A 22904-nucleotide genomic window follows, 5' to 3' on the forward strand; every position below is an offset into this window, starting at 1 on the left:
AGGATTCGCTGGAATCGCTGGGGGTCCGCAGGGATTTGCAGGCCGGCCGCGAGTCTAACCGATCCATAATTATTAATTCAAACGCGATTTTTGAAGTACAGTCCCGCCCATGTCCGCCGTCACCCTCACCCCGCGCGCCCTCTATGAAGAGGTGGCCGAGCTGCTGCGCCAGCGGATCTTCCGCCGCGAGCTCGAACCGGGCAGCTGGATCGACGAGCTCAAGCTCGCCGAGGAGTACGGCATCAGTCGCACGCCGCTGCGCGAGGCTTTGAAGGTGCTGGCCGCCGAGGGCCTGGTGACGATGAAGGTGCGCCGTGGCGCCTATGTGACCGAGGTGTCGGAGCAGGACCTGGCCGACGTCTACCACCTGCTCTCGTTGCTCGAGAGCGATGCCGCCGGCGTGGTGGCCGAGCGCGCCACCGAGGCCCAGCTCGCCGAGCTGCGCGCGCTGCATGCCGAGCTCGAGGCCGCCGCCGCGCCCGAAGACCGCGAGCATTTCTTCGCGGTCAACGAGCGCTTCCACATGCGCCTGCTGGCCATCGCCAACAACAAGTGGCGCGACCAGATGGTGGCCGACCTGCGCAAGGTGATGAAGCTCAACCGCCACAACTCGCTGCTCAAGGCCGGGCGGATCGGGGAGTCGCTGGCCGAGCATCGCGCGGTGATGGCCGCGATCGAGGCGCGCGATGGCGAGGCCGCCATGGCGCGCATGCGCGAGCACTTCAGCAACGGGCTGGAAGCGGCGGCCTAGCGTTCGCCACCGGACCGCGCGGCGGCCTGCTTCTCTTCACTCAATCGAGATCGACCGTGCCCGCCTCGGCCGCGATGCGCTGCGCCGTCTCGAGCAGCCGAGGCGCCACGCGCGCCAGCATGGTGTCCTTGGGCAGCAGGTAGGCCGGGCCGCCGCAGCTCACCGCGTAACGCTCGCCGCGCGGACCGCGCAGCGCGAAGCCCAGCGCATGGATGTGCGGATGCCATTCGCCGAACGAGCCGCAGTAGCCCACGCGCGCGTACTCCTCCATGCTCGAGATCAGCCCCGGCTCGATGCGCGGCCAGTTCTCGCCGCTTTCCTGCCGGATCTGCGCCAGCAGCGCCTCCTGCTCGGGCGCCGCGAGCGAGGCCAGGTAGGCCCGCCCGGCGGCCGAGGTGGCGATCGTCATGCGCGAGCCGACCTCGATGCGCGAGCTGATCATCACCGAGCGCGGACGCAGCGAATCGATGATCAGCATGTCGAGCTCGTCGCGCACGCCCATGTGCACGCTCGCGCCCGAGAAGTCCGACAGCGCCGCGAGATGCGGGCGCGCCACCGTGCGCAGGTCGAAGTGCCGCAGGTAGCGGCTGCTCATGTCGAGCAGCGCCGACCCCAGGCTGAAACGCTCGCTGTCCTGCGACTGCCGCAGATAGCCCGCTCCGACCAGGGTGGCCGTGAGCCGCGACACCGTCGCCTTGGGAATGCCGGTCGCATCCGCCAGTTCGCGGTTGCCCATGGGCGCCGCCGCCATCCCGATCACCTTCAGCAGAGCCAGTCCCCTGGCGAGCGCGCTCACCTCTTCCCTGCCGCCAGACGCGTCATTCATTTTTAGAAACCTTTGCTTCCCTGATGGATCTTTGTTGCCATTTTTCAGCAAAAACGGGTTGACGCGAGAACTTTGGAGGATCATTATTTCGGAACACTGTTTCAAAATAAAGAGATGACGAGACAAAACCCCCACTTCTCGCCGCCGTCGCCGCGCCGCCGCGACCTGCTCTGCACCGGCCTCGGCCTCCTGGCCGGCGCCAGCCTCCCGGGTTTCGCGCAGGCCGCCGCGCCCGCCGCCGCCACATTCCCCAAGGGACCGGTGAAGCTCATCGTGCCGTTCGCCCCCGGTGGGCCGACCGACACCGTCGGCCGGCTCATCGCCATGAAGCTGCAGGAAAGCTGGGGCCAGCCGGTCATCGTCGACTACAAGCCCGGCGCGGGCACCGCCATCGGTGCCGACTTCGTCGCCAAGGCCCCGCCCGACGGGCTGACCATCGGCATGGTGAATTCCTCGTTCGCGGTGAACCCCTCGCTGCGCAAGACCCTGCCCTACGACACGCTCAAGGACATCGCGGGCATCACGCAGATCGCCAACCTGCAGCTGGCCATCGTGGCCCGGCCCGACGCGCCCTTCAACACGCTGGCCGAGCTGATCGCCTATGCGAAGAAGAACCCCGGCAAGCTGACCTACGGCACGCCCGGGGCCGGCAGCACCACCCACCTGGGGGCCGAGCTGCTCAAGCGCGAGGCCGGCTTCGACATGCTGCACGCGCCCTTCAAGGGCAGCTCGCCCGCGCACACCGAACTCATGGGCGGTCGTATCGACCTCGTGGTCGACCCCTTCCTCTCGGTGCTGCCCTTCGTCAAGGCCGGCCGCATGAAGCTGATCGCCACCCTCGGCGACAAGCCGGTGCCCGGCTTCAGCTATCCGACCGTCGCGCAGACCCTGCCCGGCTTCCACGTCAACGCGCTGCTCGGCTTCATCGCGCCGCACGGCACGCCGCCGGCCGTCATCGAGAAGATCCAGTCGGACACCCGCCGCGTGCTGCTCGATCCCGAAATGCGCAAGCGCGTGGAGGAACAGGGCATGGAGGTGGTCGCCTCCACGCCCGCGCAGTTCGACGCCTTCGTGCAGTCGGAGATGAAGCGCTGGGCGCGCGTCATCGCCGACGCGGGCATCCAGCCCGAGTGAGCCCCTCTTTCCATCCGGACACCCTTCCCATGCCCCTAGCACTCACCCCCCTGCATCCGCATTTCGCCGCCGAAGCGCGCGGCATCGACATCGCCCGGCCGCTCTCGAGCGACGAGGTCAGGCAGATCAACGCCGCGATGAACCGCTATGCCGTGCTGGTCTGGCGCGGCCAGCCGCTCACGGGCCAGCAGCAGCTCGATTTCGCCAAGGCCTTCGGGCCGCTCGACCTCGGCCTCAAGAAGGTGTTCAAGCGTCCCGAGCGGCTCGAGGACGAGCGCCTGATCGACATCTCGAACGTCGATGCGCAAGGCAACGTCGCGCGCCGCGATTCACCGAAGAACCTCTCGAACTTCGCCAACCAGCTCTGGCACAGCGACAGCTCGTTCCAGAACCCGCGCGCCGCCTATTCGATGCTGCATGCGCTGGTGCTGCCGAGCTGGGGCGGCAACACCGAGTTCACCGACCTGCGCGCCGCCTACGACGCCCTGCCCGAACGCGACAAGGCCGAACTCGAAGGCCTGAGCGCCGAGCACTACGCGCTGCACACGCGCATCCTGCTGGGCGACGAGGCTTACACCGACGAACAGAAGAAGACCATCCCGCCGGCCACCTGGCCGCTGGTGCAGACGCATCCCGGCTCGGGGCGCAAGCTGCTGTTCGTGGGCGTGCATGCGCGCGAGATCGTCGGCTGGCCCGTGGCCGAGGCCCGCATGCGCCTCGCGGACCTGCTCGAGCACGCGACCCAGCGCGAGTTCGTCTACCGCCACGAATGGCAGGTGCACGACCTCGTGATGTGGGACAACCGCAGCACCCTGCACCGCGGCCGGCGCTTCGACATCGCCGAGCGCCGCGAGCTGCGCCGCACCACCATCGAGGACGTGCCCGAGGCCACGCTGATGGCGGCCTGAAAAGAAGCAAAGGAAGCAGGAGCGCGGCTCAGGCCGCCTGCGCCACCGGCTCGTGCGCGATCGCCATCACCTCGTGCGGCGACTTGCTCTTCATCCGGTGGTCGCTCCACACCTGGCGCCAGCGGCGCGCGCCCGGCAGCCCGTTGCGCAGGCCCAGCATGTGGCGCGCGATGTTCGACCACGGCGTGCCGTGCTCGGCCGCCTCGCGCACCATGTAGTCGCACATCAGGGTCTCGACCTCCTCGCGCGTGCGTTCCGAGGGCGCCGCGCCGAAGAACTCCGCGTCCCATTCGGCCAGCCACCAGGGGTTGTGGTACGCCTCGCGCCCCACCATCACCCCGTCGAGCAGCCGCAGGTGCTCGTGCACCTGTGCATTGAGCGTGATGCCGCCGTTGATCGAGAACTTCAGCGCCGGAAAGTCGTGCTTGAGCCGGTGCACCAGCGCGTAGCGCAGCGGCGGAATCTCGCGGTTCTGCTTCGGGCTCAGTCCCTTGAGCCAGGCATTGCGCGCATGCACGATGAAGGTCTTGCAACCGGCTTCGCTGACCTGGCCCACGAAGTCGCGCACGAACTCGTAGCTCTCGATCTTGTCGATGCCGATGCGGTGCTTCACCGTCACCGGCACGCTGCTCGCGTCGACCATCGCCTTCACGCAGTCGGCCACCAGCTGCGGCTCGTTCATCAGGCAGGCACCGAAGGCGCCGCGCTGCACGCGCTCGCTCGGGCAGCCGCAGTTGAGGTTGATCTCGTCGTAGCCCCATTGCTCGCCGAGCTTCGCGCAGTGCGCGAGATCGGCCGGCTCGCTGCCGCCGAGCTGCAGCGCCAGCGGATGCTCCTCGGCGTTGAAGCGCAGGTGCCGCGGCACATCGCCATGCACCAGCGCGCCGGTCGTCACCATCTCGGTGTAGAGCAGCGCGTGGCGGCTCAGCAGGCGGTGGAGATACCTGCAATGGCGGTCGGTCCAGTCCATCATGGGCGCCACGGACAGGCGCATGGCGTCGAGTGCCTGGGCCGCTTCAGGGCCTCGCACTGGATCGGGCCCGGGCCCGGCGTTTTCTGGGTTGTCGTTCGGTGTCATTCGATGTCTTTGGGCGCCGCCACTTCTCTCGCTCGCGAACGCGCAGGGCGCGAGCGTAGCGCACCTGGCCATTCCGCTCCGTGGCGACAGCGCTTGACCTCAAGCTTGGTTGAGGTTTTACAGTCCGCCGCGCTCACCCGAATACCCGCGTGGGCTTCACCGATGAACCCATGGCGGCAACCAATGTCCCGCCGAAATCAGGAGCTGTGTTGATGAGGTCGTGGATCGATGCCGTGTTGGAAAGTCAACTGCTGTGGCTGGCCGCCCGGATACTTCTCGCCGTGGTCTTCGCCGCGTCGGGTCTTGCCAAGGCGCTGAACTTCGCGGGCGGGGTGGGCGAGATGCGCGCGGCGGGCCTCGAGCCGGCCTGGGCCTTCAACGTCGCCACCATCTTCGTGCTGCTGGCCGGCTCGCTGCTGCTGCTGGTCGACCGCGCCGTGTGGCTGGGCGCCGGCGCGCTCTCGGTGTTCCTGCTGCTCACGATCGCGATCGTGCATCGCTTCTGGTCGCTGCCCGAGCCGCGCGCCACGCTGTCGCTGTACTTTGCGCTCGAGCATGTCTCCATCATCGGCGGGCTGCTCGCGGCGGCGATCGCGAGCCACCTGCGGCGGCAGCTCGGCGGCTGAGCACCACATCGCCTCTATCACCCATATCGCCTATAAGACGCCGATCCGACTCCGAGCCATTCCGCCATGCCAGAGAACCATCCCGCCGAGCCCGCCAAGGTCCTGACCGTCGGCGAGGTCGCCCGGCGCAGCGGCGTCGCCGTCTCGACGGTGCACTTCTACGAATCGAAGGGGCTGATCAAGGGCTGGCGCAGCGAGGGCAACCAGCGCCGCTATCCGCGCGAGGTGCTGCGCCACATCGCGGTGATCCGCGTGGCGCAGCGCACGGGCATTCCGCTCGAGACCATCCGCGACTCGCTGTCGCGGCTGCCCGAGGGGCGCATCCTCAACGCCGCGCAGTGGAAGGCCCTGTCCGCGCACTGGCGCGACGAGCTCGACGCGCGCATCCGCGTGCTGACCCGGCTGCGCGACGACCTCGGCGAATGCATCGGCTGCGGCTGCCTGTCGATGACCGACTGCCCGCTGCGCAATCCCGGTGACAGGCTGGGCGCCGAGGGGCCGGGGGCGGTGCTGCTCGACGATCCGCCTTGAGCCCGCGCCACGCTCGGACATGGCGCGCGCACTAGACTCCCTTCGCGCATGACCTTGCTAGATACCCCCGCCCTCCGCCGGCTCGCCGAAGCCGCCACGCCCACGCGCCCCACCTGCGCCTGCCGCCTGCAGGACGCCAAGGCCTGGGAAAGCATCACCGAGGAACGCTGGCCCAAGGCGTTGATGGAACAGGTCGGCACGCTGCGCGACCCCGAGGCCTACGAACCCACGTTCGAGGAATTCCACCCGGCCGGCACGCGCTACGACTCGCCCGAGGCGCCGATCTCGGTCGCGCACTTCCCGTACAACCGCTGCGACGTCTACCGCTGCAGCGCCTGCGCGCGGCTGGTGCTGCGCTACACCGAGTTCGGCGGCTACTACATCGACCACCGCGTGCGGGTGGTCGATGCCGCGCTGATCGCCGACTGATCAGCCCTCGCCCACGTATCGCTTCCAACCCGCAAAAACCGTTCACGCTGAGCTTGTCGAAGCGCCGCGCGAGGCGTCGATCCTCGGACAAGCTACGCTCGTGAGGTTCTTTCGCGGCGGGATCCGGTGGACCCTCGCGGCACAATGGTCCGCGTGCCGCTGTTTCCCCACCGCCTGCTCGCCGGCCTCGCGCTGGCCTCCCTCTTCGCCACCGCCCACGCGACCGAGCCGCTGCTGCTCGTCACCGAGCCCGCTGTGCTGCAGGCCGCCGAGAAGTCCGGCGCCGGCTTCGCACATTGGCTGGCGGAGACGCCGGCCACCGACGGCATCGCGAGCAACCAGGCGCTGATGCGTTCGAATGCCTGGCGCTCCATCGCCGCCCCCATCGACACCAGTCTCGCGGCCATCCAGCGCCGCGACAGGCAGGCCGGCGTCGGCATCGCCAAGTACCCGCACCGCCTGTTCGACGCGCGCTGGCTCGCGAGCCCCGATGCCTTCTTCGAACTGGTGGGCGTGGCCAACCGCATGGACCGCCGCCCGTTCCAGGACGGCGCCTGCGGCGAGACCCGGCTCGTGTACCGCCTCGCCTACCGCACGAGCGCGATGCAGTCGCGGCTGCCGATGACCGTCAACGTCGAACTGCGCGGTGACGCGCCCGATGCCGACGGCGGCTGCGCCTCGGCCGCGAAGCGCTGGCAGCCGCCGCAGGCCGCGATGGCCGACGAGGCGCTGGGCCGCTGGCTGGTGTCGGCCGACGGTCCGCTCGCGCCGCAGCGGCTCGCGCCCGCACGCATCTCCCAACTCACGGTGAACCTGCAGAGCGTGCGCTGGCCCTCGGCCGTGCGGCCCGATCTCGGCGGCCATGCCGAATACATGCTGCGGGCCTTCCGCTGGAATGCAGCCGCGAAGCGCTACGACGTGGGTCCGCTCGAGAACACGCCCGATGTCGCGAAGCTCAAGGCCAGCGCGCCGCTGCGCCAGGAACTCCAGCAATGGCTTCGCCAGCCCGGGAACCTGCGCGCGCTCGACGAAGCCACGCTCAGGATCCCCGAACGCTTTCTCGCCACCGAGGCCATCTCGGTCGCGCCGCGCGGCCTCGAGCGCCTCGCCAACCGTCCGTTCGAGCAGCTCTTCCCCGAAAGCGAATGGCAGGCCGTGCCCGGCAGCCGCACGCTGCAGTCGCCGCGGGCCCTGCTGCGCCGGCTCGACGACCTCAGTTGCATGGGCTGCCACCAGAGCCGCGCGGTCGCGGGCTTCCATCTGCTGGGCGTGGACCGCCGCGGCGCCTCGCGCAGCTTCACGCCCGGCAATGCGCTCGCGGTGCCGCACTCGCCGCATCTGCAGGACGAACTCGCGCGCCGTGCACGCTACCTGCAGGCAGCGCTGACCACGCCGAAGCCCGATCCCTTCCGGCCGCTCGCGGAGCCGCTCGATGCGAACACACGACCGGAACCGGCGATCGTCGGCGCGCGCTGCGAGCCCACGCGCATCACGGCCTCGGCCAACCCCTGGCTCGACCGCGCCGAGAAGCTGCCGCGCACCGCCTGCGACGGCGCCGCCTCGGTCTGCGAGAAGACCTCGGTCGGCTTCCCCGGCGGCATGTGCTCGGGCCCCTGCGATCCCAAGGACCCGAACGGCACCTGCGGCGGCATCGCGATCCTCAGCGATTTCAACCAGTGCCTGGCGGCGAAGCGCCCGTTCGGCGAATGCCTCGCGAAGCACACGCGCCCCGGCAACCTGCGCAGCTGCTCGGCCACCGCGCCCTGCCGCGACGACTACATCTGCGCGCAGGCTGAAGGCCAGCCCGAGGGGCGCGGGGCGTGCATCCCGCCGTACTTCCTGTTCCAGATGCGCGTGGACGGTCATTCCTGATTTGCTCCCTCCCCCGCTGGGGGAGGGCCGTGGTGGGGGCGCCGGGCGCATCCATCGCCCCGCGCACATTGACCGCCCGGGGCCCCCATCCCGACCTTCCCCCAAAGGGGGAAGGAGTCCAGATAGGAGTCAACCCTCGTTCGCCGCCGGCCGCATCTTCCACGCCGACAGCGCCGCCACCGCCCCCAGCACCGCCACATACGCCCCCACCGGCACGATGCTGCCGTACTTCGCGACCAGCGTCGCCGCGATGATCGGCGCCAGCCCGCCGCCGAGCGCGGCCGCCATCTGGATGCCGATGGAGATGCCCGAGTAGCGCAGCTCGGCCGGGAACTGCGCCGCGTAGAGGTTCGACTGCGGCGCGAACATCAGCGGGTAGTTGAGCGCGAGCGCCACCACCATCGCCACCGTGTAGGCCGTGAGCGAGCCGCTGCCGATGGCCTGGAACAGCGGCAGCGCCATCAAGGCCAGCAGCACGCCGCCGAATACGTAGAGCCGCCGCGCGCCGACGCGGTCGGCCAGCCAGCCGAACAGCGGAATGGTCAGCACCATCAGCGACGAACCCAGCACCAGCGCATGCAGCGCATCGCCGCGCGAGAAGCCCAGCCGCGTGACCGCATAGGAGATCGAGAACACCAGGATGGTGTAGATCAGCGTGACCTCGGCCAGCTTTCCGCCGATGGTCAGCAGCAGCGGCCGCCAGTGCGCCAGCACCACTTCGCGCGCGGGCAGCGCGGCGGTCTTGCGGTGCGCCTTCACGGCCTCGAACTCGGGCGACTCGTCGATGCGCGTGCGGATGAAGATGCCCACCGCGATCAAGAGCGCGCTGGCCAGGAACGGCAGCCGCCAGCCCCAGTGCAGGAAGGCGTCCTCGGGCAGCTGCGTGACCAGCGCGAAGGCGCCCGAGGACAGCAACACGCCGATCGGCGCGCCCATCTGCGGCATGCTGCCCACGAGCGAGCGCCAGCGCGGCGGCGCATGCTCCACCGCCATCAGCATCGCGCCGCCGAGCTCGCCGCCGAAGGACAGGCCCTGGCCGATGCGCAGCAGCACCAGCAGCACCGCGGCCCAGAGCCCGATCGACTCGTAGGTCGGCAGCACGCCGATCAGCACCGTGCAAATGCCCATCATCAAGAGGCTCAGCGTGAGCATGGCCTTGCGGCCCAGCCGGTCGCCGTAGTGGCCGAACACGATGCCGCCGATCGGCCGCGCGAGCATGCCGCTCGCGAAGGTGCCGAAGGCCGCAAGCGTGCCGGTCACCGGATCGAAATTCGGGAAGAACAGCTTGTTGAAGACCAGCGCGGCCGCCGTGCCGTAGGCCAGGAAGTCGAAGCCCTCGATGGCGGTGCCGGCCATGGTGGCGGCGCCGACCTTCCAGACGCTCTGCGGCTTGGCGGCCGCGGGCGCGGCGGCGCCCACCGGGGTGGCGATAGTGTTCATGCGGGGAGCTCCTCGTTGTGGTTCGGAATCGAAGCCGGATGGCGCCGGTGCCAGTCGGTCGCGCCCTGGTAGGCGCGGCCGGCGCGCAGCATCGTTGCCTCGTGCAGGTGCGCCGCCACGAGCTGGAAGCCGATCGGATGGCCCTCGGGCGTGAAGCCGCAGGGCAAGGTCAGCGTCGGATGGCCGCTCATGTCGTAGGGCGCGGTGAAGCGCAGCAGCTTGAGCAGGTCGCCCTCGTCGGTGCCCAGCGTGGCCATGCGCGCATTGCTGAAACCGGCGTCGCAGGTCACGGGGATCGCGAGCAGGTCGATGTCGCCGAACAGCTTGGTCAGCGCGCCACGGAAGTTCAGCCGCTGCATCAGCAGCTTCTGCAGCTCGATGCCCGACTGCGCGCGGCCCACCTCGATGAAGCCCGAGAGCACCGGGCCGTAGCGCTCCTTCTGCGCCGGGTACGTGGCCTCGTGCGCGGCCGCCATCTCCACGGCCGAGAAGCGCAGCCAGCCCGCGATCACCTCCGACGGATCGGGCAGCCGCACCTCGCGCAGCGTGGCGCCCAGCCCGGTGAGCGTGGCCAGCGCCGCCTGCATCGCGGCGCGCGTGGGTGCATCGACGTCGCGCGCGATGTGCTCGGCATCGATGCCGATGCGCAGCCCCGCCACGCCCTGGGCCGACAGCGCCAGGTAGTCGGGCACGGCATCGGGCAGCGCCGTGGGGTCGTCCTCGTCGGCACCGGCCAGCGCGGCGAGCATCGCCGCCGCGTCGGCCGCGCTGCGCGTCATCGGCCCCACATGGTCGAGCGAGGCCGAGTTCTCGAACACGCCGAAGCGCGACACGCGGCCCCAGCTCGGCTTCAGCCCCGTGAGGTTGTTGGCCGCGCAGGGAAAGCGGATCGATCCGCCCGTGTCGGTGCCCAGCGAGCCGAAGCACAGGCCCGCGGCCGTGCCCACGCCCGAGCCGCTCGAGGAGGCACCGGGCCACTGGCCCGCGTTCCATGGATTGACCGGCGCGACGATGCTGCGGTGGTGCTCGGCGAACGCGCCCTCGGTGTGCTGCAGCTTGCCGAGGATCACCGCGCCGGCCTCGCGCAGCCTGCGCACCACGGTCGAGTCGCGCTCGGGCCTGAAGTCGGCATGGACCTCGGTGCCATTGGCGCAGACCACGCCGACCGCATGGCAGTTGTCCTTGATCGCCACCGGCACGCCGTGCAGCGGACCGCGCCAGCCGCCACGCGCGATCTCCTCCTCGGCACGGCGCGCCTCGGCGCGTGCGCTCTCGGGCATGGTGCGCGCATAGGCATGCAGCGCGGGGTCGACGGCCTCGATGCGCGCCAGCATGCGCTCGGTCAGTTCCACCGGCGACAGCGCGCGCTCGCGCAGCCGCTGCGCCACCTCGGTCAGTTCCAGGAAATGCAGGTCCTCGCTCATCTCAGATCTCCTTGGCCTCGAGCTGCCGCGCGAACATCGCGAAGCTGGCTTTCACGATGCTCGGCTGCAGCAGGAAGTCGTGCGATTCGCGTGCCAGCGCCGGGTCGACCAGCTTGAGCCGGCCGTAGGCGCTCTGCGCGATCAGCTGGTTGCGCGCGGCGCGCTCGATCAGCACCGAGAGGTAGAGCGACTCCTCCACGCTCGAGGTGGCGGCCAGGAAGCCATGGTTGGCCAGCAGCACGCAGCGCTTGGCGCCGAGCGCGGCCGAGATGATCTCGCCCTCCACATCGGCGATCGGCAGGCCCGGCCATTCGGCGAGGAAGGCGCAGTCGTCGAAGAAGGGCGTGGCATCCATGTGCGCGACCTGCAGCGGCTCGCCGGTCATCGACAGCGCCGACACATAGGGCGGATGGGTGTGGATCACGCAGTTGACGTCGGGCCGGCGCCGGTACACCCAGAGGTGGAAACGCACGGCCGGGTTGGGCACGCCGCGGCCCTCGAGCACGCGCAGCGAATCGTCGATGCGCATCACCGAGCCCGCGCGGATCTCGCCGAACGCATGCGCCAGCGGCGTGGTGAGGAAGCTGCCGTCGGCCTGGCGCACCGTGATCTGGCCGGCCAGGGTTTCGGAATGGCCCTCCTTCGCGAGGATGCGGCAGCTCAGCGCGAGCTTCTCGGCATCGCTCCAGTGGCCGACGGTGAGGCCGTCGAGCTTGAAGGGCGCGTCGGGGGAGGGGGCGTCTGTGACGGTGGGGTTCACGCGGAGTTCCTTCATCGGTGGTCGATGGCCGCCAATGTAGGAAGCGATGCCGCGCCGGGCCTTGCGCCTGCGCGCACGCGCATTGATCCAGCGCGCCAACGCAACAGGCCCCCGACCCCGCCCGCTAGTGGAAAGTCTCGATGTGCGGCCGCGGCGCGCCCTCCAGACTGCGGGCGCGGACCGCCCTTGGCACGAACCATGCACGCGGCCCGGCCCCACCCCACCATGCACCACGACCCGACCCCGCACCTGAGCTTCGCGCCGCACCTGCGCCCCTTCTATCCGGGCGACCTGCGCGGCTACTCGACCACGCTCGACGCGCTGGTCTACCCCCGGCGAACTCAGCGTGCAGCACAGCCATCCGCGCATGAACCTCGAGGCCTGCCGGCTCGTGGGCGGCGGCATCGCGGTCAGCTTCGATTCCACGCCGATGCAGGTGCGCCATGCGGCGGGCCAGTCCGGCCACGACGGCGCGGGCGAGGTGCTCGCGATGATCGCGGTCGATGGCCAGGGCACGATCGAGCAGGCCGGCCGCCGGCTGCCCTTCCGCAAGGGCGACATCGTGTTCCGCACCACGCGGCTGCCCTCGACCTGCGCGCTCGACGAATCGGGCCGGCTGGTGCAGCTGCGGCTGCCGGCCGGGCGCTTCTTCGGCATCTATGCCGACCTGCGCGACAACTTCGAGCCCTCGCTGGCGCAGGCCGGCTCGATGCTGGCCGAGTCGGCGCGCCAGCAGCTCGACCGCCTGTTCGCGGTGCAGGCCCAGCCGCATCCGGCGCTGGCCTATTTCTCGGAGCAGTCCTTCGTCTCGCTGCTCGCGGCCATCTACTGCGAAGCGGTGGCCGGCGCGCCGCGGGCCGGCGATGCGGGCGCGGCCAGGCGCCACGAGCGCGACCGCTGGCAGCGGCTCGCGGCCTATGTCGAGGCCAACCTCTGCGATCCCGAGCTGTCGGTCGAGGCGATCGCGCGCGAGCTGTGCATCTCCAAGCGGCTGGTGCACCGCCTGTTCGCCACGCAGCAGACGCAGTACGGCGCCTACCTGCGCGAGCGCCGCCTCGAGCGCGCGGCCGAGGAGCTGGCCAACGAGCGGCTCGCGCAGCTCAGCGTGACCGAGATCGCGTTCCGCAACGGCTTCAACGACCCCAGCCATTTCAGCCGCGCCTTCCGCGACCGCTTCGGCACCACGCCGGGCGGCTACCGCGCGGCCCGATCGCTGGCTTGATCAGGCCAGGAAGCCGCCGTCCACCGTCAGCGCCGCGCCGGTGACGAAGCTGGCGTCGGGTCCCGCGAGGTAGGCCACCATGCCCGCGATCTCGCTGTCGTGTCCCATGCGTCCCAACGCCATCAGCGGCTCCAGCCGCTCGCCGTAGGCCGACTTCGGCGCCATGTCGGTGTCGGTCGGCCCGGGCTGCACCACGTTCACCGTGATGCCCCGGGGCCCGAGGTCGCGCGCGAGGCCGCGCGCCATCGAGGCCACCGCGCCCTTGGTCATCGCATAGACCGACGAACCCGCGAAGCCCGCGCGCTCGGCCACCACGCTGCCGGTGATGACGATGCGCCCGCCGCGCTCCATGTGCCTGGCCGCCGCCTGCACCGCCACGAAGGCCGCGCGCACGTTGACCGCGAACATGCGGTCGAAGTCGGCGAGCGCGTAGTCCTCGACCATGCCACCGACGAGGATGCCGGCGTTATTCACCAGCAGGTGCAGCCCGCCGAAGGCCTCGGCCGCCGCATCGACCGCCTGCCGAACGGCCTGGGCATCGGCGCTGTCGGCGCGCAGCGCGAGCGCGCGGCCGCCCTGCCCTTCGATCTCGGCCACGAGCGCGCGCGCCGCCGCGTCCGACGATGCATAGGTGAACGCCACGGCCGCGCCGTCGTTCGCGAGCCGCCGCACGATGGCCGCGCCGATGCCGCGCGAGCCGCCGGTCACGAGGGCAGTCTTGCCGGAGAGGGATTTCGTCATATCGACTTCCTTTTTTAACGGATCGATCGATCCAGAATAGAACAAAAAAAAGCGCACCCGAAACCGGGCGCGCACACACACGCATTCAACGCAGGCCGCGCATCGCCATGCGCGCGATGTCGCGCAGGTCCTCGACCGAAGCGCCGCCACGCCCCGAGATCTTGAGCCCCGACAGCGTGGCCATCAGGAACTGCGCGGCCGCGCGCGGCGCGAGCGCGGCATCGATCTCGCCCGCGGCCTGGGCCTCGCCGATGCGGCCCTCGATGGCCGACTGCAGCATGCGGCCCGCGGTGTCGGTCAGCAGGCTCACCTCGGCATCGCCGCGGCCGAATTCGCAGACCGCGCCGATGCCCATGCAGCCCGGCTGGCCCTGCGCGCCGAAATGGGTCGCCATGCCGTCGAGCATGGCCGCCAGCCCCGCGCGCGGCGAGGCGCCGCCATGCAGCGCGCGGATGTGCTGCGACACATGGCCCACGGCGTACTGCTGCAGCGCCTCGAGATAGAGCCGGCGCTTGTCGCCGAAGGTGTCGTACATGCTCTGGCGGCTGATGCCCATGGCGGCGAGCAGCATCTCGGTCGAGGTGCCGTCGTAGCCGTGGTCGCAGAACACGGCGATCGCGCCCTGCAGGGCGGCGTTGCGGTCGAAGGCTTTGGGTCGGGCCATGGCGGGCGAGTCTATCTATTCCGGATTACCCTGTCCAGAACAGGTGATTCCGCAATCGCCTTCGCCCTTCCCCCTCAGGCCGGCACCGCCTCGCGCGCCACCGGGCCCGCCGCGGCGCGCGGCGCCACGAGCCGCGAGCGCAACGCATCGCGGCGCACCTGCGCGGCGGCGATGCTCGCCTCCTTCACATGGCCATAGCCGCGGATCTGCTCGGGCAGCTTCGCGAGCGCCAGCGCCGTGTCGGCGTCGACCTCGTCCCAGCGCGCGAGGATGTCCTCGATGCCCGCGCGGTACTCCTCGATCAGGCGGCGCTCCGTGCGGCGTTCCTCGGTGCGGCCGAAGGGATCGAAGGCCGTGCCGCGCAGCCGGCGCAGCGCGGCCAGCACGCGGAAGCCCTGCAGCATCCACGGCCCGAAGGCGCGCTTGACCGGCCGGCCCTGCGCATCGCGCTGGCCGAGGATCGGCGGCGCAAGGTGGAAGCGCAGCTTCGGCGTGCCCTCGAATTCCTGCTGCAGCTTCTTCATGAAGGCGCCGTCGGTGTACAGGCGCGCGACCTCGTACTCGTCCTTGTAGGCCATCAGCTTGAACAGGTTGGACGCCACCGCGCGCGTGAAGCGGTCGCCGCCGCCGCGAGCCTGCTCCACGCCGCGCACCCGCGCCACGAAGTCCGAGAAACGCCGCGCATAGGCCGCGTCCTGGTAGGCGGTGAGGAAGGCGGTGCGGTCCGCGAGCAAGGCATCGAGCCCCTGTGGCAGTTGCAGCGCCACCGGCTGCGCGGGCGAGGCCTCGCGCGCCACGGCCGCGAGGTCGAGCGCGGCGCGCCGGCCCCAGTGGAAGGCCTGCTGGTTGGCCTTCACGGCCACGCCGTTGATCTCGATCGCGCGCAGCAGCGCGGCCGAACTCAGCGGCACGCAGCCCTTCTGGAACGCGAAGCCCAAAAGGAACAGGTTGGCCGCGATGGCGTCGCCCATGAGACGGGTCGCGAGGCCCGTGGCGTCGATGAAGTCGGCCTTGCCGGCCACCGATTCCTCGATCAGCGCGCGCACCTGGCCGGCCGGGAAGGTCCAGTCGGGGTCCTGCGCGAAATGGCCGGTGGGCTGCTCGAAGGTGTTCACCAGCGCATAGCTGCGGCCCGGGCGCATCTTGGCGATGGCGTCGGGCGCGCCCGCGGTCAGCATGTCGCAGCCCAGCACCAGGTCGGCTTCGCCGGTGGGAATGCGCTGCGCCTTGAGCTGCGCCGCGTCGCGCGCCAGCCGCACGTGCGAGGTCACCGAGCCGTTCTTCTGCGACATGCCCGTCATGTCGAGCACGCTCGCGGCCTGGCCCTCGAGGTGCGCGGCCATGCCGATCAGCGCGCCGATGGTGATGACGCCGGTGCCGCCGATGCCGGTGATGAGGATGTTGTGCATGCCCTCGATCGCATGCACGGGCGGCTCGGGCAGCGCCGCGTCGGCCTCGGCGCCACGCGCGGCCACCGGCTCGATGCGCCGCGGCTTCACGCCTTCCACGCTCACGAAGCTCGGGCAGAAGCCCTTGACGCACGAGTAGTCGGCATTGCACGCGCTCTGGTCCACGCGGCGCTTCAGGCCATGGGGCGTGGGCTGCGGCAGCAGCGAGGTGCAGTTCGACTGCTCGCCGCAGTCGCCGCAGCCCTCGCACACGGCCTCGTTGATGAACACGCGGTGCGAGGCCTGCGGGAACTCGCCCTTCTTGCGGCGCCGGCGCTTCTCGGCCGCGCAGACCTGGTCGTAGATCAGCACCGACACGCCCTCGTAGTCGCGCAGCGTGCGCTGCACCGCATCCATCTCGTCGCGGTGGTGGACGGTGAGGACGAAGCCGCCGCCATCGGCCGGCAGCGGCGAACGGTCGCGCCAGCGCGTCGGGTCCTCGGCCACCAGCGCGATGCGGCGCACGCCCTCGGCCGCCACCTGGTGCGCGATGCGCGGCACGCTCACGGGCCCGTCGACGGGCTGGCCGCCGGTCATTGCCACGGCGTCGTTGTAGAGGATCTTGTAGGTGATGTTCACGCCCGCGGCCACGGCGGCGCGGATCGCCATCGAGCCCGAGTGGTAGTAGGTGCCGTCGCCGAGGTTGGCGAACACGTGGTTGCGCTTGGAGAACCAGGCCTGGCCGAGCCAGGGCGCGCCCTCGCCGCCCATGTGGGTCGTGGTGCGGTTGTGCTCGGGATAGATCGCGGTCGCCATCACGTGGCAGCCGATGCCGGCCAGCGCCAGGCTGCCCTCGGGCACCTTGGTCGAGGTGTTGTGCGGGCAGCCCGAGCAGTACCAGGCCGGCCGCGCCGGCGTGGCCACGGCCTTGCCGAGCACCACGTCCTTGGCGTCGAGGATCGCCAGCCGCGTGCGGATCATGTCGCTGGTGTGGAAGCGCGCCACCCGCGCCGCGATCACGCGCGCGATCTGCGCCACCGAGAAGTCGGCCGTGGCCGGCAGCAGCCACTGGCCGCGCGGATGCGCGCCCCACTCACCGCGCTCGTCGAACTTGCCGATCACGCGCGGGCGCACGTCCTCGCGCCAGTTGTAGAGATGCTCCTTGAGCTGGTACTCGACGATCTGGCGCTTCTCCTCGATCACCAGGATCTCGTCGAGCCCGTCGGCGAACTCGCGGGATCGAGTCGGGCTCCAGCGGCCAGGGCATCGCCACCTTGAACACGCGGATGCCGATGCGCGCCGCCTCGGCCGCGTCGATGCCCAGTTCCTCGAGCGCCTCGAGCGCATCGCGGTACGACTTGCCCGAGGCCACGATGCCCAGCCGCGCCGAGGGCGCGTCGATGGTCACGCGGTTGAGCCGGTTGGCGCGCGCATAGGCGATGGCCGCGTAGATCTTCGCGTCCTGCATCAGCGCCTCCTGCTTGCGCGCCTGCACGCCCAGCGTGTCGGTCGACAGCCGCGCATGCATGCCGCCCGCGGGCGGCACGAAGTCCTCGGGCAGCAGGGTGCGCACGTTCTGCGCGTCGGCCGGGATCGAGCCCGACGACTCCACCGTGTCGGCCAGCGCCTTGAAGCCCACGGGCAGCCCGGCGAAGCGCGACATCGCGAAGCCGTGCAGGCCCAGCTCGATGTACTCCTCCACGCTCTGCGGATAGAGCATCGGGATCATCGAGGCCGCGAACAGGTGGTCGCTCTGGTTCGGCAGTGTCGACGAATAGGCGCCATGGTCGTCGCCCGCCACCAGCAGCACGCCGCCATGGGGCGAGGTGCCCGCGTGGCTCATGTGCTTGAAGACGTCGCCGCAGCGGTCCACGCCGGGCGCCTTGCCGTACCACATGGCGAACACGCCATCGACCGCGCTCTCGCCGGTCAGGTGCACCTGCTGCGTGCCCCAGACGGCGGTGGCCGCCAGTTCCTCGTTCACGCCGGGCAGGAACTTGACGTGGTTGGCATCGAGGTGCGGCTGTGCCTTCCACAGCGCCTCGTCGAGTCCGCCGAGCGGCGAGCCGCGGTAGCCGGAGACGAAGCCGGCCGTATCGAGGCCGTTGGCCTGGTCGCGCCATCGCTGCACGAGCATGAGGCGCACCAGTGCCTGGATGCCGCTCAGGTAGACGCGGCCGGACGTGGATGTGTACTTGTCGTCCAGCGAGACGCTGGCGAGATCGTGGGACATGAGAGAAGGCTCCGGTAAGAGTCGCGAGAGATGCCCGTTCGGCCACCGGTAAGCGGCCTGCGGGCGGAACACGCGCCGCGGGTAAGCGGCGCGCGTTGGGGAAGATAGCGCAATGGAGGAACGAGGTCGGTACCTCATCGCCCCACCCGTTCGGGCTGAGCTTGTCGAAGCCTTGTGCGGCGCTTCGATCCTTCGACAGGCTCAGGACGGGCCGAGCTCAGCGTGAACGGTCCTTGCTTGTTGGGTACCACTCGATATCAGGCCTCCTTGTACCAACGGTCCTTGGCCAGCATCACCTCGTTGTGCGCCGCGCCGGCCGGCATCATCGGAAAGCAGTTCTCCTGCGCCGCCACCTGCACGTCGAGGAAGAACGGCCCCTCGCTCGCCAGGCATTCGGCCAGCGCCGCGGGCAGCTCGGCCGGATCGCTCACGCGCCGCGCGCCCCAGCCGAAAGCCTTGGCCAGCGCCACGAAATCGGGCAGCGCCTCGTTCCAGCTGTGGCTCAGGCGGTTGCCGTGGTTGAGCTCCTGCCACTGGCGCACCATGCCCATGTAGCCGTTGTTGCACAGCACCAGCTTGACCGCCGCGCGGTGCTGCACCGCGGTCGAGAGCTCCTGGATGTTCATCAGCACCGAGGCGTCGCCGCTCACGCACACGGCCAGCGCCTCGGGATGCGCCACCTGCGCGCCGATCGCGGCCGGCAGGCCGTAGCCCATGGTGCCGGCACCGCCCGAGGTGAGCCAGCGGCGCGGCCGGTCGAAGCGTAGGTACTGCGCGGCCCACATCTGGTGCTGGCCCACGTCGGTCGAGACGATGGTGTCGCGCCCCGTGTCGCCGATCGCCTGCTGCAGCGAGGCCATGAGCCGTTGCGGCAGGATCGCGTCGGTGCGCGGCGCGAAGCCCAGGCAGTCCTCGGCGCGCCAGCCTTCGATGCGCTGCCACCAGGGCGCGAGCCGCGCGGCCTCGAAGCGCTCGGGCAGCAGCGCGAGCAGCGCCTCGAGCACGGCCGCGCAGTCGCCCACCATCGGCACGTCGACCTGCACCACCTTGTTGATGCTGCTCGGGTCGATATCGATGTGGATCTTGCGCGCATGCGGGCAGAAGCGGTCGAGCTTGCCGGTCACGCGGTCGTCGAAGCGCGCGCCCACGCAGACCACGAGGTCGGCCTCGTGCATCGCGAGGTTGGCCTCGAGCGTGCCGTGCATGCCGAGCATGCCGAGGAAGGCCGGGTCGGAGGCCGGGAACGCGCCAGCCCCATCAGCGTGAGCGTGCATGGCGCATGCAGCCTGCGCACCAGCTGCGTGAAGGCCTCGCAGGCCGCGGGGCCGGCATTGATGAGGCCGCCGCCGCCATAGAGCACCGGCCGGCGCGCGGTCGAGATCAGGTCGGCCGCGCGCTGCATGCAGGCGCGCGGCGGCACCGGAGCGCGGTGCGTGCGCAGCGGCCGCGGCGCGGGCACCGGCGCGCCCTGCCCCGGCAGCGCGAGCTGCACGTCCTTCGGCACGTCGAGCAGCACCGGGCCCGGCCGGCCCGCGGCCGCGATCTCGAGCGCGCGCCGCACCATCGTCGGCACCTCGTCGGGCATCCGCACCTGGTGGTTCCACTTGGTCACCGGGCGCGACATGCCGAGCGCATCGCTTTCCTGGAAGGCCTGCGTGCCGATCACCGCGGTCGACACCTGGCCGCTGATGCACAGGAGCGGCACCGAATCGCTGATCGCGTCGAGCAGGCCCGAGATGGTGTTGCCCACGCCCGGCCCCGAGGTGACCAGCACCACGCCCACGCGGCCGGTGGTGCGGCGCATAGCCCTCGGCCGCGTGCACGGCCGCCTGCTCGTGGCGCACCAGCACATGGCGCAGCCGCGGCTCGCCGTGCAGCGCGTCGTACAGCGGCAGCGCGGCGCCGCCCGGGTAGCCGAAGAGGGTGTCGACGCCGCAGGCCACCAGCGTGTCGAGCAGCGCCTCGGCGCCGTTGCGCACGCGCGGCGCGGTGTCGATGGCGAGCGCGGTATCGAGGGGCAGGTCGGTGGCCGCGTCGATGTCCGAAGAATTTTCGGCATCCAGCGTCAGGGCGAGGTCGTTGGGGAGGTCGAGCAGTCTCATGCCGTCAATTCTTCCGTGTTTGAGGCAGAATTTGCTTCTGATTTTTGGATATTCAGGCCTCAAACATGAAAATCAATCGCAAATCTTCGCAATATGACGAAGGACTTTTCGACAAGATCGACATGGCGATCCTCCGGGTTCTGCTGCTCGATTCGCGCAAGACCCTGCAGGACATCAGCGCCGAGGTCGGCCTCTCGCCCACCAGCTGCTGGACGCGCATCAAGAAGCTCGAGGCCCAGGGCGTGATCAAGCGCTACACCGTCGACATCGATCCGGCCAAGCTCGGCTACCAGGACTCGGTGATCGTGCAGGTCACGCTCGAGAGCCACACCGACGAGACGCTCTACGACTTCGGCCGCACCCTGGCCACCATCCCCGAGATCCAGGAGGCCTACCTGGTCTCGGGCGACTACGACTACTACATCCGCATCGCGGTGCGCGACACGCGCGACTACGAACGGCTGCTGCGCGAGAAGCTCTACAAGATCCCGGCATCCGGCACAGCAAGTCGCACTTCGTGCTGCGGGTGCTGAAGGAAGCGAGCATGCCGATCCTGTGAGGCCGAGGAAAAGCCGTTCGGGCTCAGCCTGTCGAAGCCTTGCGCGAGGCTTCGACGGGCTCAGCCCGAACGGATTGGGGTTGGGGACGAGGTTGGGGTTGAGGCTACTGCTGCTGCACCGTGATCGCCTTCGCCGTCAGCGAGGCATCGAAGTTCAGCATCGCCGGATACTGTGGCCAGTTCACGCCCAGCGCCGCGTTGTTCGGATCGCCGCCGCGCGCGAACGCCGCCAGGCTCTTCATCATCGCGTCCGACAGCTGCAACCGTCCCGGCTCGTTGGCCTTCGAATTGGCGAACTTCGAATAGAGCGACGGCCCGAAGTTGCCGAACACGAACGGCAGGTCGAAGGTGTGGGCCGCGCCGAAGATGTCGTTGAACGGCGCCGGCGACTTGTCCCAGTTGAACTGGTACCACCACAGCGGCACCTTCTGCGCCGCGAGCACCGGGAAGATCTGCTTGCGCAGCGCGATGAAGAAGTACTGGTTGTAGAGATCGGTGCGCGCGTTGAAGCCGGTCACCGGCGTGGTCACCGGCAGGTACTGGCCCGGGATCCACTGCTCGAGCGAGGTCGCGGGCGCTGCGTTCGGGTCGTAGTTGTAGGCCATCGAGAACACCGTCGGGTCGTCGAGCAGCCGGCCGCTGATGCCGCCGAATGCCGGCGAGCTCGCGAGGTTCTGTGGGAACAGCTCGGTCTCGTCGCGCGTGTAGCCGGCCAGCACCGGCACCTTGAGGAACTCGCCCGCGTTGATCGCCGCGATCGGGTTGGTCGGCACCACCACGCCGTCGTTGAGCGGATTCGAGGCCGACAGCCCCTGCGGCGCCAGCTTGTTGAGCACCGTCTGCAGCAGCGTGTCGGCGCTCTTCGAGCGCAGGTAGGCCGCGAGGTCGGCATTGCTCTGCGACGCGATGTAGGCGGTGGCCGCGGCCGTGTCCTTCACCGTGCCGTCGGCCACGAGCAGCGCCGCCAGCAGCGCGTTGTTCTGGTTCGGCACCGTGGTCGCGGTGGCGACGCCGCCGCTCAGCGGCACCAGGCGCTGGAACAGCGCGGGCTTGGTGTTGACCACCAGCGGCGAGACCATCAGCGCATAGATGTTGACCGCGCCGGCCGACTGGCCCATCAGCGTGACGTTGGCCGGGTCGCCGCCGAAGCGCGCGATGTTCGCGTTGACGAACTTCATGCCCTTGATCAGGTCGAGGATCGCGTAGTTGCCCGAGTCGTCGTTCGCGTCCACGCCGGCCTTGAGCTGCGGCGAGGCCAGGAAGCCGAGGATGCCGAGCCGGTAGTTGATCGACACCACCACCGCGTTGGCCGCCTTCGCGAGCGCCGCGCCGTCGTAGACCGGGTCGCCGGTGTAGCCCGTGATGTTGCTGCCGCCGTAGACGAACACGATGACGGGCAGCTTGTCGGTCGCGGCCGCGGTCGAGGGCGTCCAGATGTTGAGGTAGAGGCAGTCCTCCGAACCGGTGGTCTTGCCGATCGAAGTGCCGATGGTCTCGTCGTAGCGGTTGTTCTGGCCCGGTCCGTAGAGCCGGCCCGTCTGCGCGCAGGCGTTGCCGAGCTTCTGCGTGGTCTTCGTCGCGGTCCACGGCTCGGGGTCGACCGGCGCCTTCCAGCGCAGCGCGCCGACCGGCGGCTTCGCGAAGGGCACGCCCTTCCAGCTGTAGGTGCCGTTGGTCGCGGAGTCGTCGTTGCCCTGCACGGGTCCGTAGGCCGTGGTGCGCAGCACCGGGGACTGCGCGGGCGGCGTGTCGGGCGGCGGGTTGCTCGTCGTGGGTGGGGGCAAGGCCACGAAGCCGGCACTGCCGCCTCCACCGCCGCCGCAGGCCGTGAGTTGCAGCAGGGCAAGAACGGCGCAGGCGGCACCGGCGCGCAGATGGCGAATCGTCATGAAGTCTCCTGTTTTTTCCAGTGGTGATGGCCGCCGGCCCGAGGACCGGTGGCCATCCGCTAGTCTCGGCACGGCGGGCGCCGATTCCAATGTGGCGCGCACACACCTTTGGCCCGTGTTCTATGTGAGGGCAGGGGCCCGCGCGGCGATCGGCGCGGGATAATCGACCCCGACCCGCGAAGACGGGACAGCGAACGGGTCGCCTGTGCGCGCGGCCGTTCGATCGGGGAGAAACCGGCGGCCCGCGGGCGCGCCCCTCGCTGCAAAGGCCGGCGCCCGTCCGGCGCACGCCGCGAGCAGACAGCGAGTTCCAAGGCGCAAGCGTTC

16 protein-coding genes and 3 pseudogenes are annotated in these 22904 nt (G+C 70.1%); 9 read left to right on the top strand and 10 right to left on the bottom strand.

All coding sequences use genetic code 11. The features are described 5' to 3' along the window. The first annotated feature begins 109 nt into the window (after positions 1–109). The gene (locus tag ACHMXE_RS30570) at positions 110–751 is read left to right on the top strand and encodes a GntR family transcriptional regulator (protein WP_203205502.1); all 642 of its coding nucleotides are present in this window, start codon (positions 110–112) and stop codon (positions 749–751) included. Positions 752–791: 40 nt separating this feature from the next. On the opposite strand, the gene ACHMXE_RS30575 is transcribed toward ACHMXE_RS30570, so the two are convergent. Further along, complete coding sequence (locus ACHMXE_RS30575) at positions 792–1577, bottom strand: IclR family transcriptional regulator (protein WP_209540758.1); 786 nt, start codon at positions 1575–1577, stop codon at positions 792–794. A 114-nt stretch (positions 1578–1691) separates the two neighbouring features. Here ACHMXE_RS30575 and ACHMXE_RS30580 point away from each other — a divergent pair, with 114 nt between their 5' ends. Both ACHMXE_RS30580 and ACHMXE_RS30585 read left to right on the top strand, forming a co-directional pair. Then, the gene (locus ACHMXE_RS30580) at positions 1692–2711 is read left to right on the top strand and encodes a tripartite tricarboxylate transporter substrate binding protein (RefSeq protein ID WP_209540759.1); all 1020 of its coding nucleotides are present in this window, start codon (positions 1692–1694) and stop codon (positions 2709–2711) included. A gap of 29 nt (positions 2712–2740) precedes the next feature. After that, on the top strand, positions 2741–3619 hold the full coding sequence (locus ACHMXE_RS30585) for a TauD/TfdA family dioxygenase (protein ID WP_203205499.1): 879 nt from the start codon (positions 2741–2743) through the stop codon (positions 3617–3619). 28 nt (positions 3620–3647) lie between these two features. On the opposite strand, the gene dusA is transcribed toward ACHMXE_RS30585, so the two are convergent. Continuing rightward, positions 3648–4697, bottom strand: coding sequence for a tRNA dihydrouridine(20/20a) synthase DusA (dusA, locus tag ACHMXE_RS30590; RefSeq protein ID WP_395347849.1), 1050 nt, complete (start codon positions 4695–4697; stop codon positions 3648–3650). 149 nt (positions 4698–4846) lie between these two features. Between dusA and ACHMXE_RS30595 the strand changes: the two genes are divergently transcribed. From ACHMXE_RS30595 to ACHMXE_RS30610, 4 genes are all read left to right on the top strand, one after another. Then, on the top strand, positions 4847–5323 hold the full coding sequence (locus ACHMXE_RS30595) for a DoxX family protein (protein ID WP_395347850.1): 477 nt from the start codon (positions 4847–4849) through the stop codon (positions 5321–5323). Positions 5324–5389: 66 nt separating this feature from the next. Next, complete coding sequence (gene soxR, locus ACHMXE_RS30600) at positions 5390–5854, top strand: redox-sensitive transcriptional activator SoxR (RefSeq protein WP_203205496.1); 465 nt, start codon at positions 5390–5392, stop codon at positions 5852–5854. A 48-nt stretch (positions 5855–5902) separates the two neighbouring features. Further along, entirely contained in the window at positions 5903–6283 is a 381-nt protein-coding gene (locus ACHMXE_RS30605; protein WP_395347851.1) for a hypothetical protein, read from the top strand. Between the two features lie 144 nt (positions 6284–6427). Beyond that, entirely contained in the window at positions 6428–8155 is a 1728-nt protein-coding gene (locus tag ACHMXE_RS30610; RefSeq protein WP_395347852.1) for a hypothetical protein, read from the top strand. A 129-nt stretch (positions 8156–8284) separates the two neighbouring features. Here the strand turns inward: ACHMXE_RS30610 and ACHMXE_RS30615 are convergent, their stop codons facing one another. Genes ACHMXE_RS30615 through ACHMXE_RS30625 form a run of 3 tightly spaced genes read right to left on the bottom strand, consistent with a single transcriptional unit; the run spans position 8285 to position 11779 of the window. Then, positions 8285–9595, bottom strand: coding sequence for an MFS transporter (locus ACHMXE_RS30615; RefSeq protein ID WP_395347854.1), 1311 nt, complete (start codon positions 9593–9595; stop codon positions 8285–8287). Further along, complete coding sequence (locus ACHMXE_RS30620; protein ID WP_395347856.1) at positions 9592–11019, bottom strand: amidase; 1428 nt, start codon at positions 11017–11019, stop codon at positions 9592–9594. Before ACHMXE_RS30620 ends, ACHMXE_RS30615 begins: the two co-directional genes overlap by 4 nt. A gap of 1 nt (position 11020) precedes the next feature. Beyond that, positions 11021–11779 carry an aldolase gene (locus ACHMXE_RS30625; protein ID WP_395347857.1) on the bottom strand — a complete coding sequence of 253 codons (759 nt, stop codon included), beginning with the start codon at positions 11777–11779 and terminating at the stop codon, positions 11021–11023. Positions 11780–12125: 346 nt separating this feature from the next. Here ACHMXE_RS30625 and ACHMXE_RS30630 point away from each other — a divergent pair, with 346 nt between their 5' ends. After that, on the top strand, positions 12126–13001 hold the full coding sequence (locus ACHMXE_RS30630) for an AraC family transcriptional regulator (protein WP_395347858.1): 876 nt from the start codon (positions 12126–12128) through the stop codon (positions 12999–13001). On the opposite strand, the gene ACHMXE_RS30635 is transcribed toward ACHMXE_RS30630, so the two are convergent. From ACHMXE_RS30635 to ilvB, 4 genes and pseudogenes are all read right to left on the bottom strand, one after another. Next, a complete protein-coding gene (locus tag ACHMXE_RS30635) occupies positions 13002–13742 on the bottom strand; it encodes an SDR family oxidoreductase (protein ID WP_395347860.1) in 741 nt (246 codons plus the stop codon). Between the two features lie 85 nt (positions 13743–13827). Next, positions 13828–14406: a TetR/AcrR family transcriptional regulator gene (locus ACHMXE_RS30640; protein ID WP_093342709.1), complete on the bottom strand. Its 579-nt coding sequence runs from the start codon at positions 14404–14406 to the stop codon at positions 13828–13830. Between the two features lie 74 nt (positions 14407–14480). Further along, positions 14481–18027, bottom strand: a pseudogene (locus ACHMXE_RS30645) (indolepyruvate ferredoxin oxidoreductase family protein). Between the two features lie 257 nt (positions 18028–18284). Then, positions 18285–20129, bottom strand: a pseudogene (gene ilvB, locus ACHMXE_RS30650) (biosynthetic-type acetolactate synthase large subunit). A gap of 65 nt (positions 20130–20194) precedes the next feature. On the opposite strand from ilvB, the pseudogene ACHMXE_RS30655 reads away from it, so the two are divergent. After that, a pseudogene (locus ACHMXE_RS30655) lies at positions 20195–20688 on the top strand (Lrp/AsnC family transcriptional regulator). 104 nt (positions 20689–20792) lie between these two features. On the opposite strand, the gene ACHMXE_RS30660 reads toward ACHMXE_RS30655, so the two are convergent. Beyond that, positions 20793–22577: a carboxylesterase/lipase family protein gene (locus ACHMXE_RS30660; protein ID WP_395347862.1), complete on the bottom strand. Its 1785-nt coding sequence runs from the start codon at positions 22575–22577 to the stop codon at positions 20793–20795. Positions 22578–22904 lie beyond the last annotated feature (327 nt).

The sequence above is a fragment of the Variovorax sp. UC122_21 genome (assembly GCF_044056785.1).
Lineage (GTDB): Bacteria > Pseudomonadota > Gammaproteobacteria > Burkholderiales > Burkholderiaceae_C > Variovorax.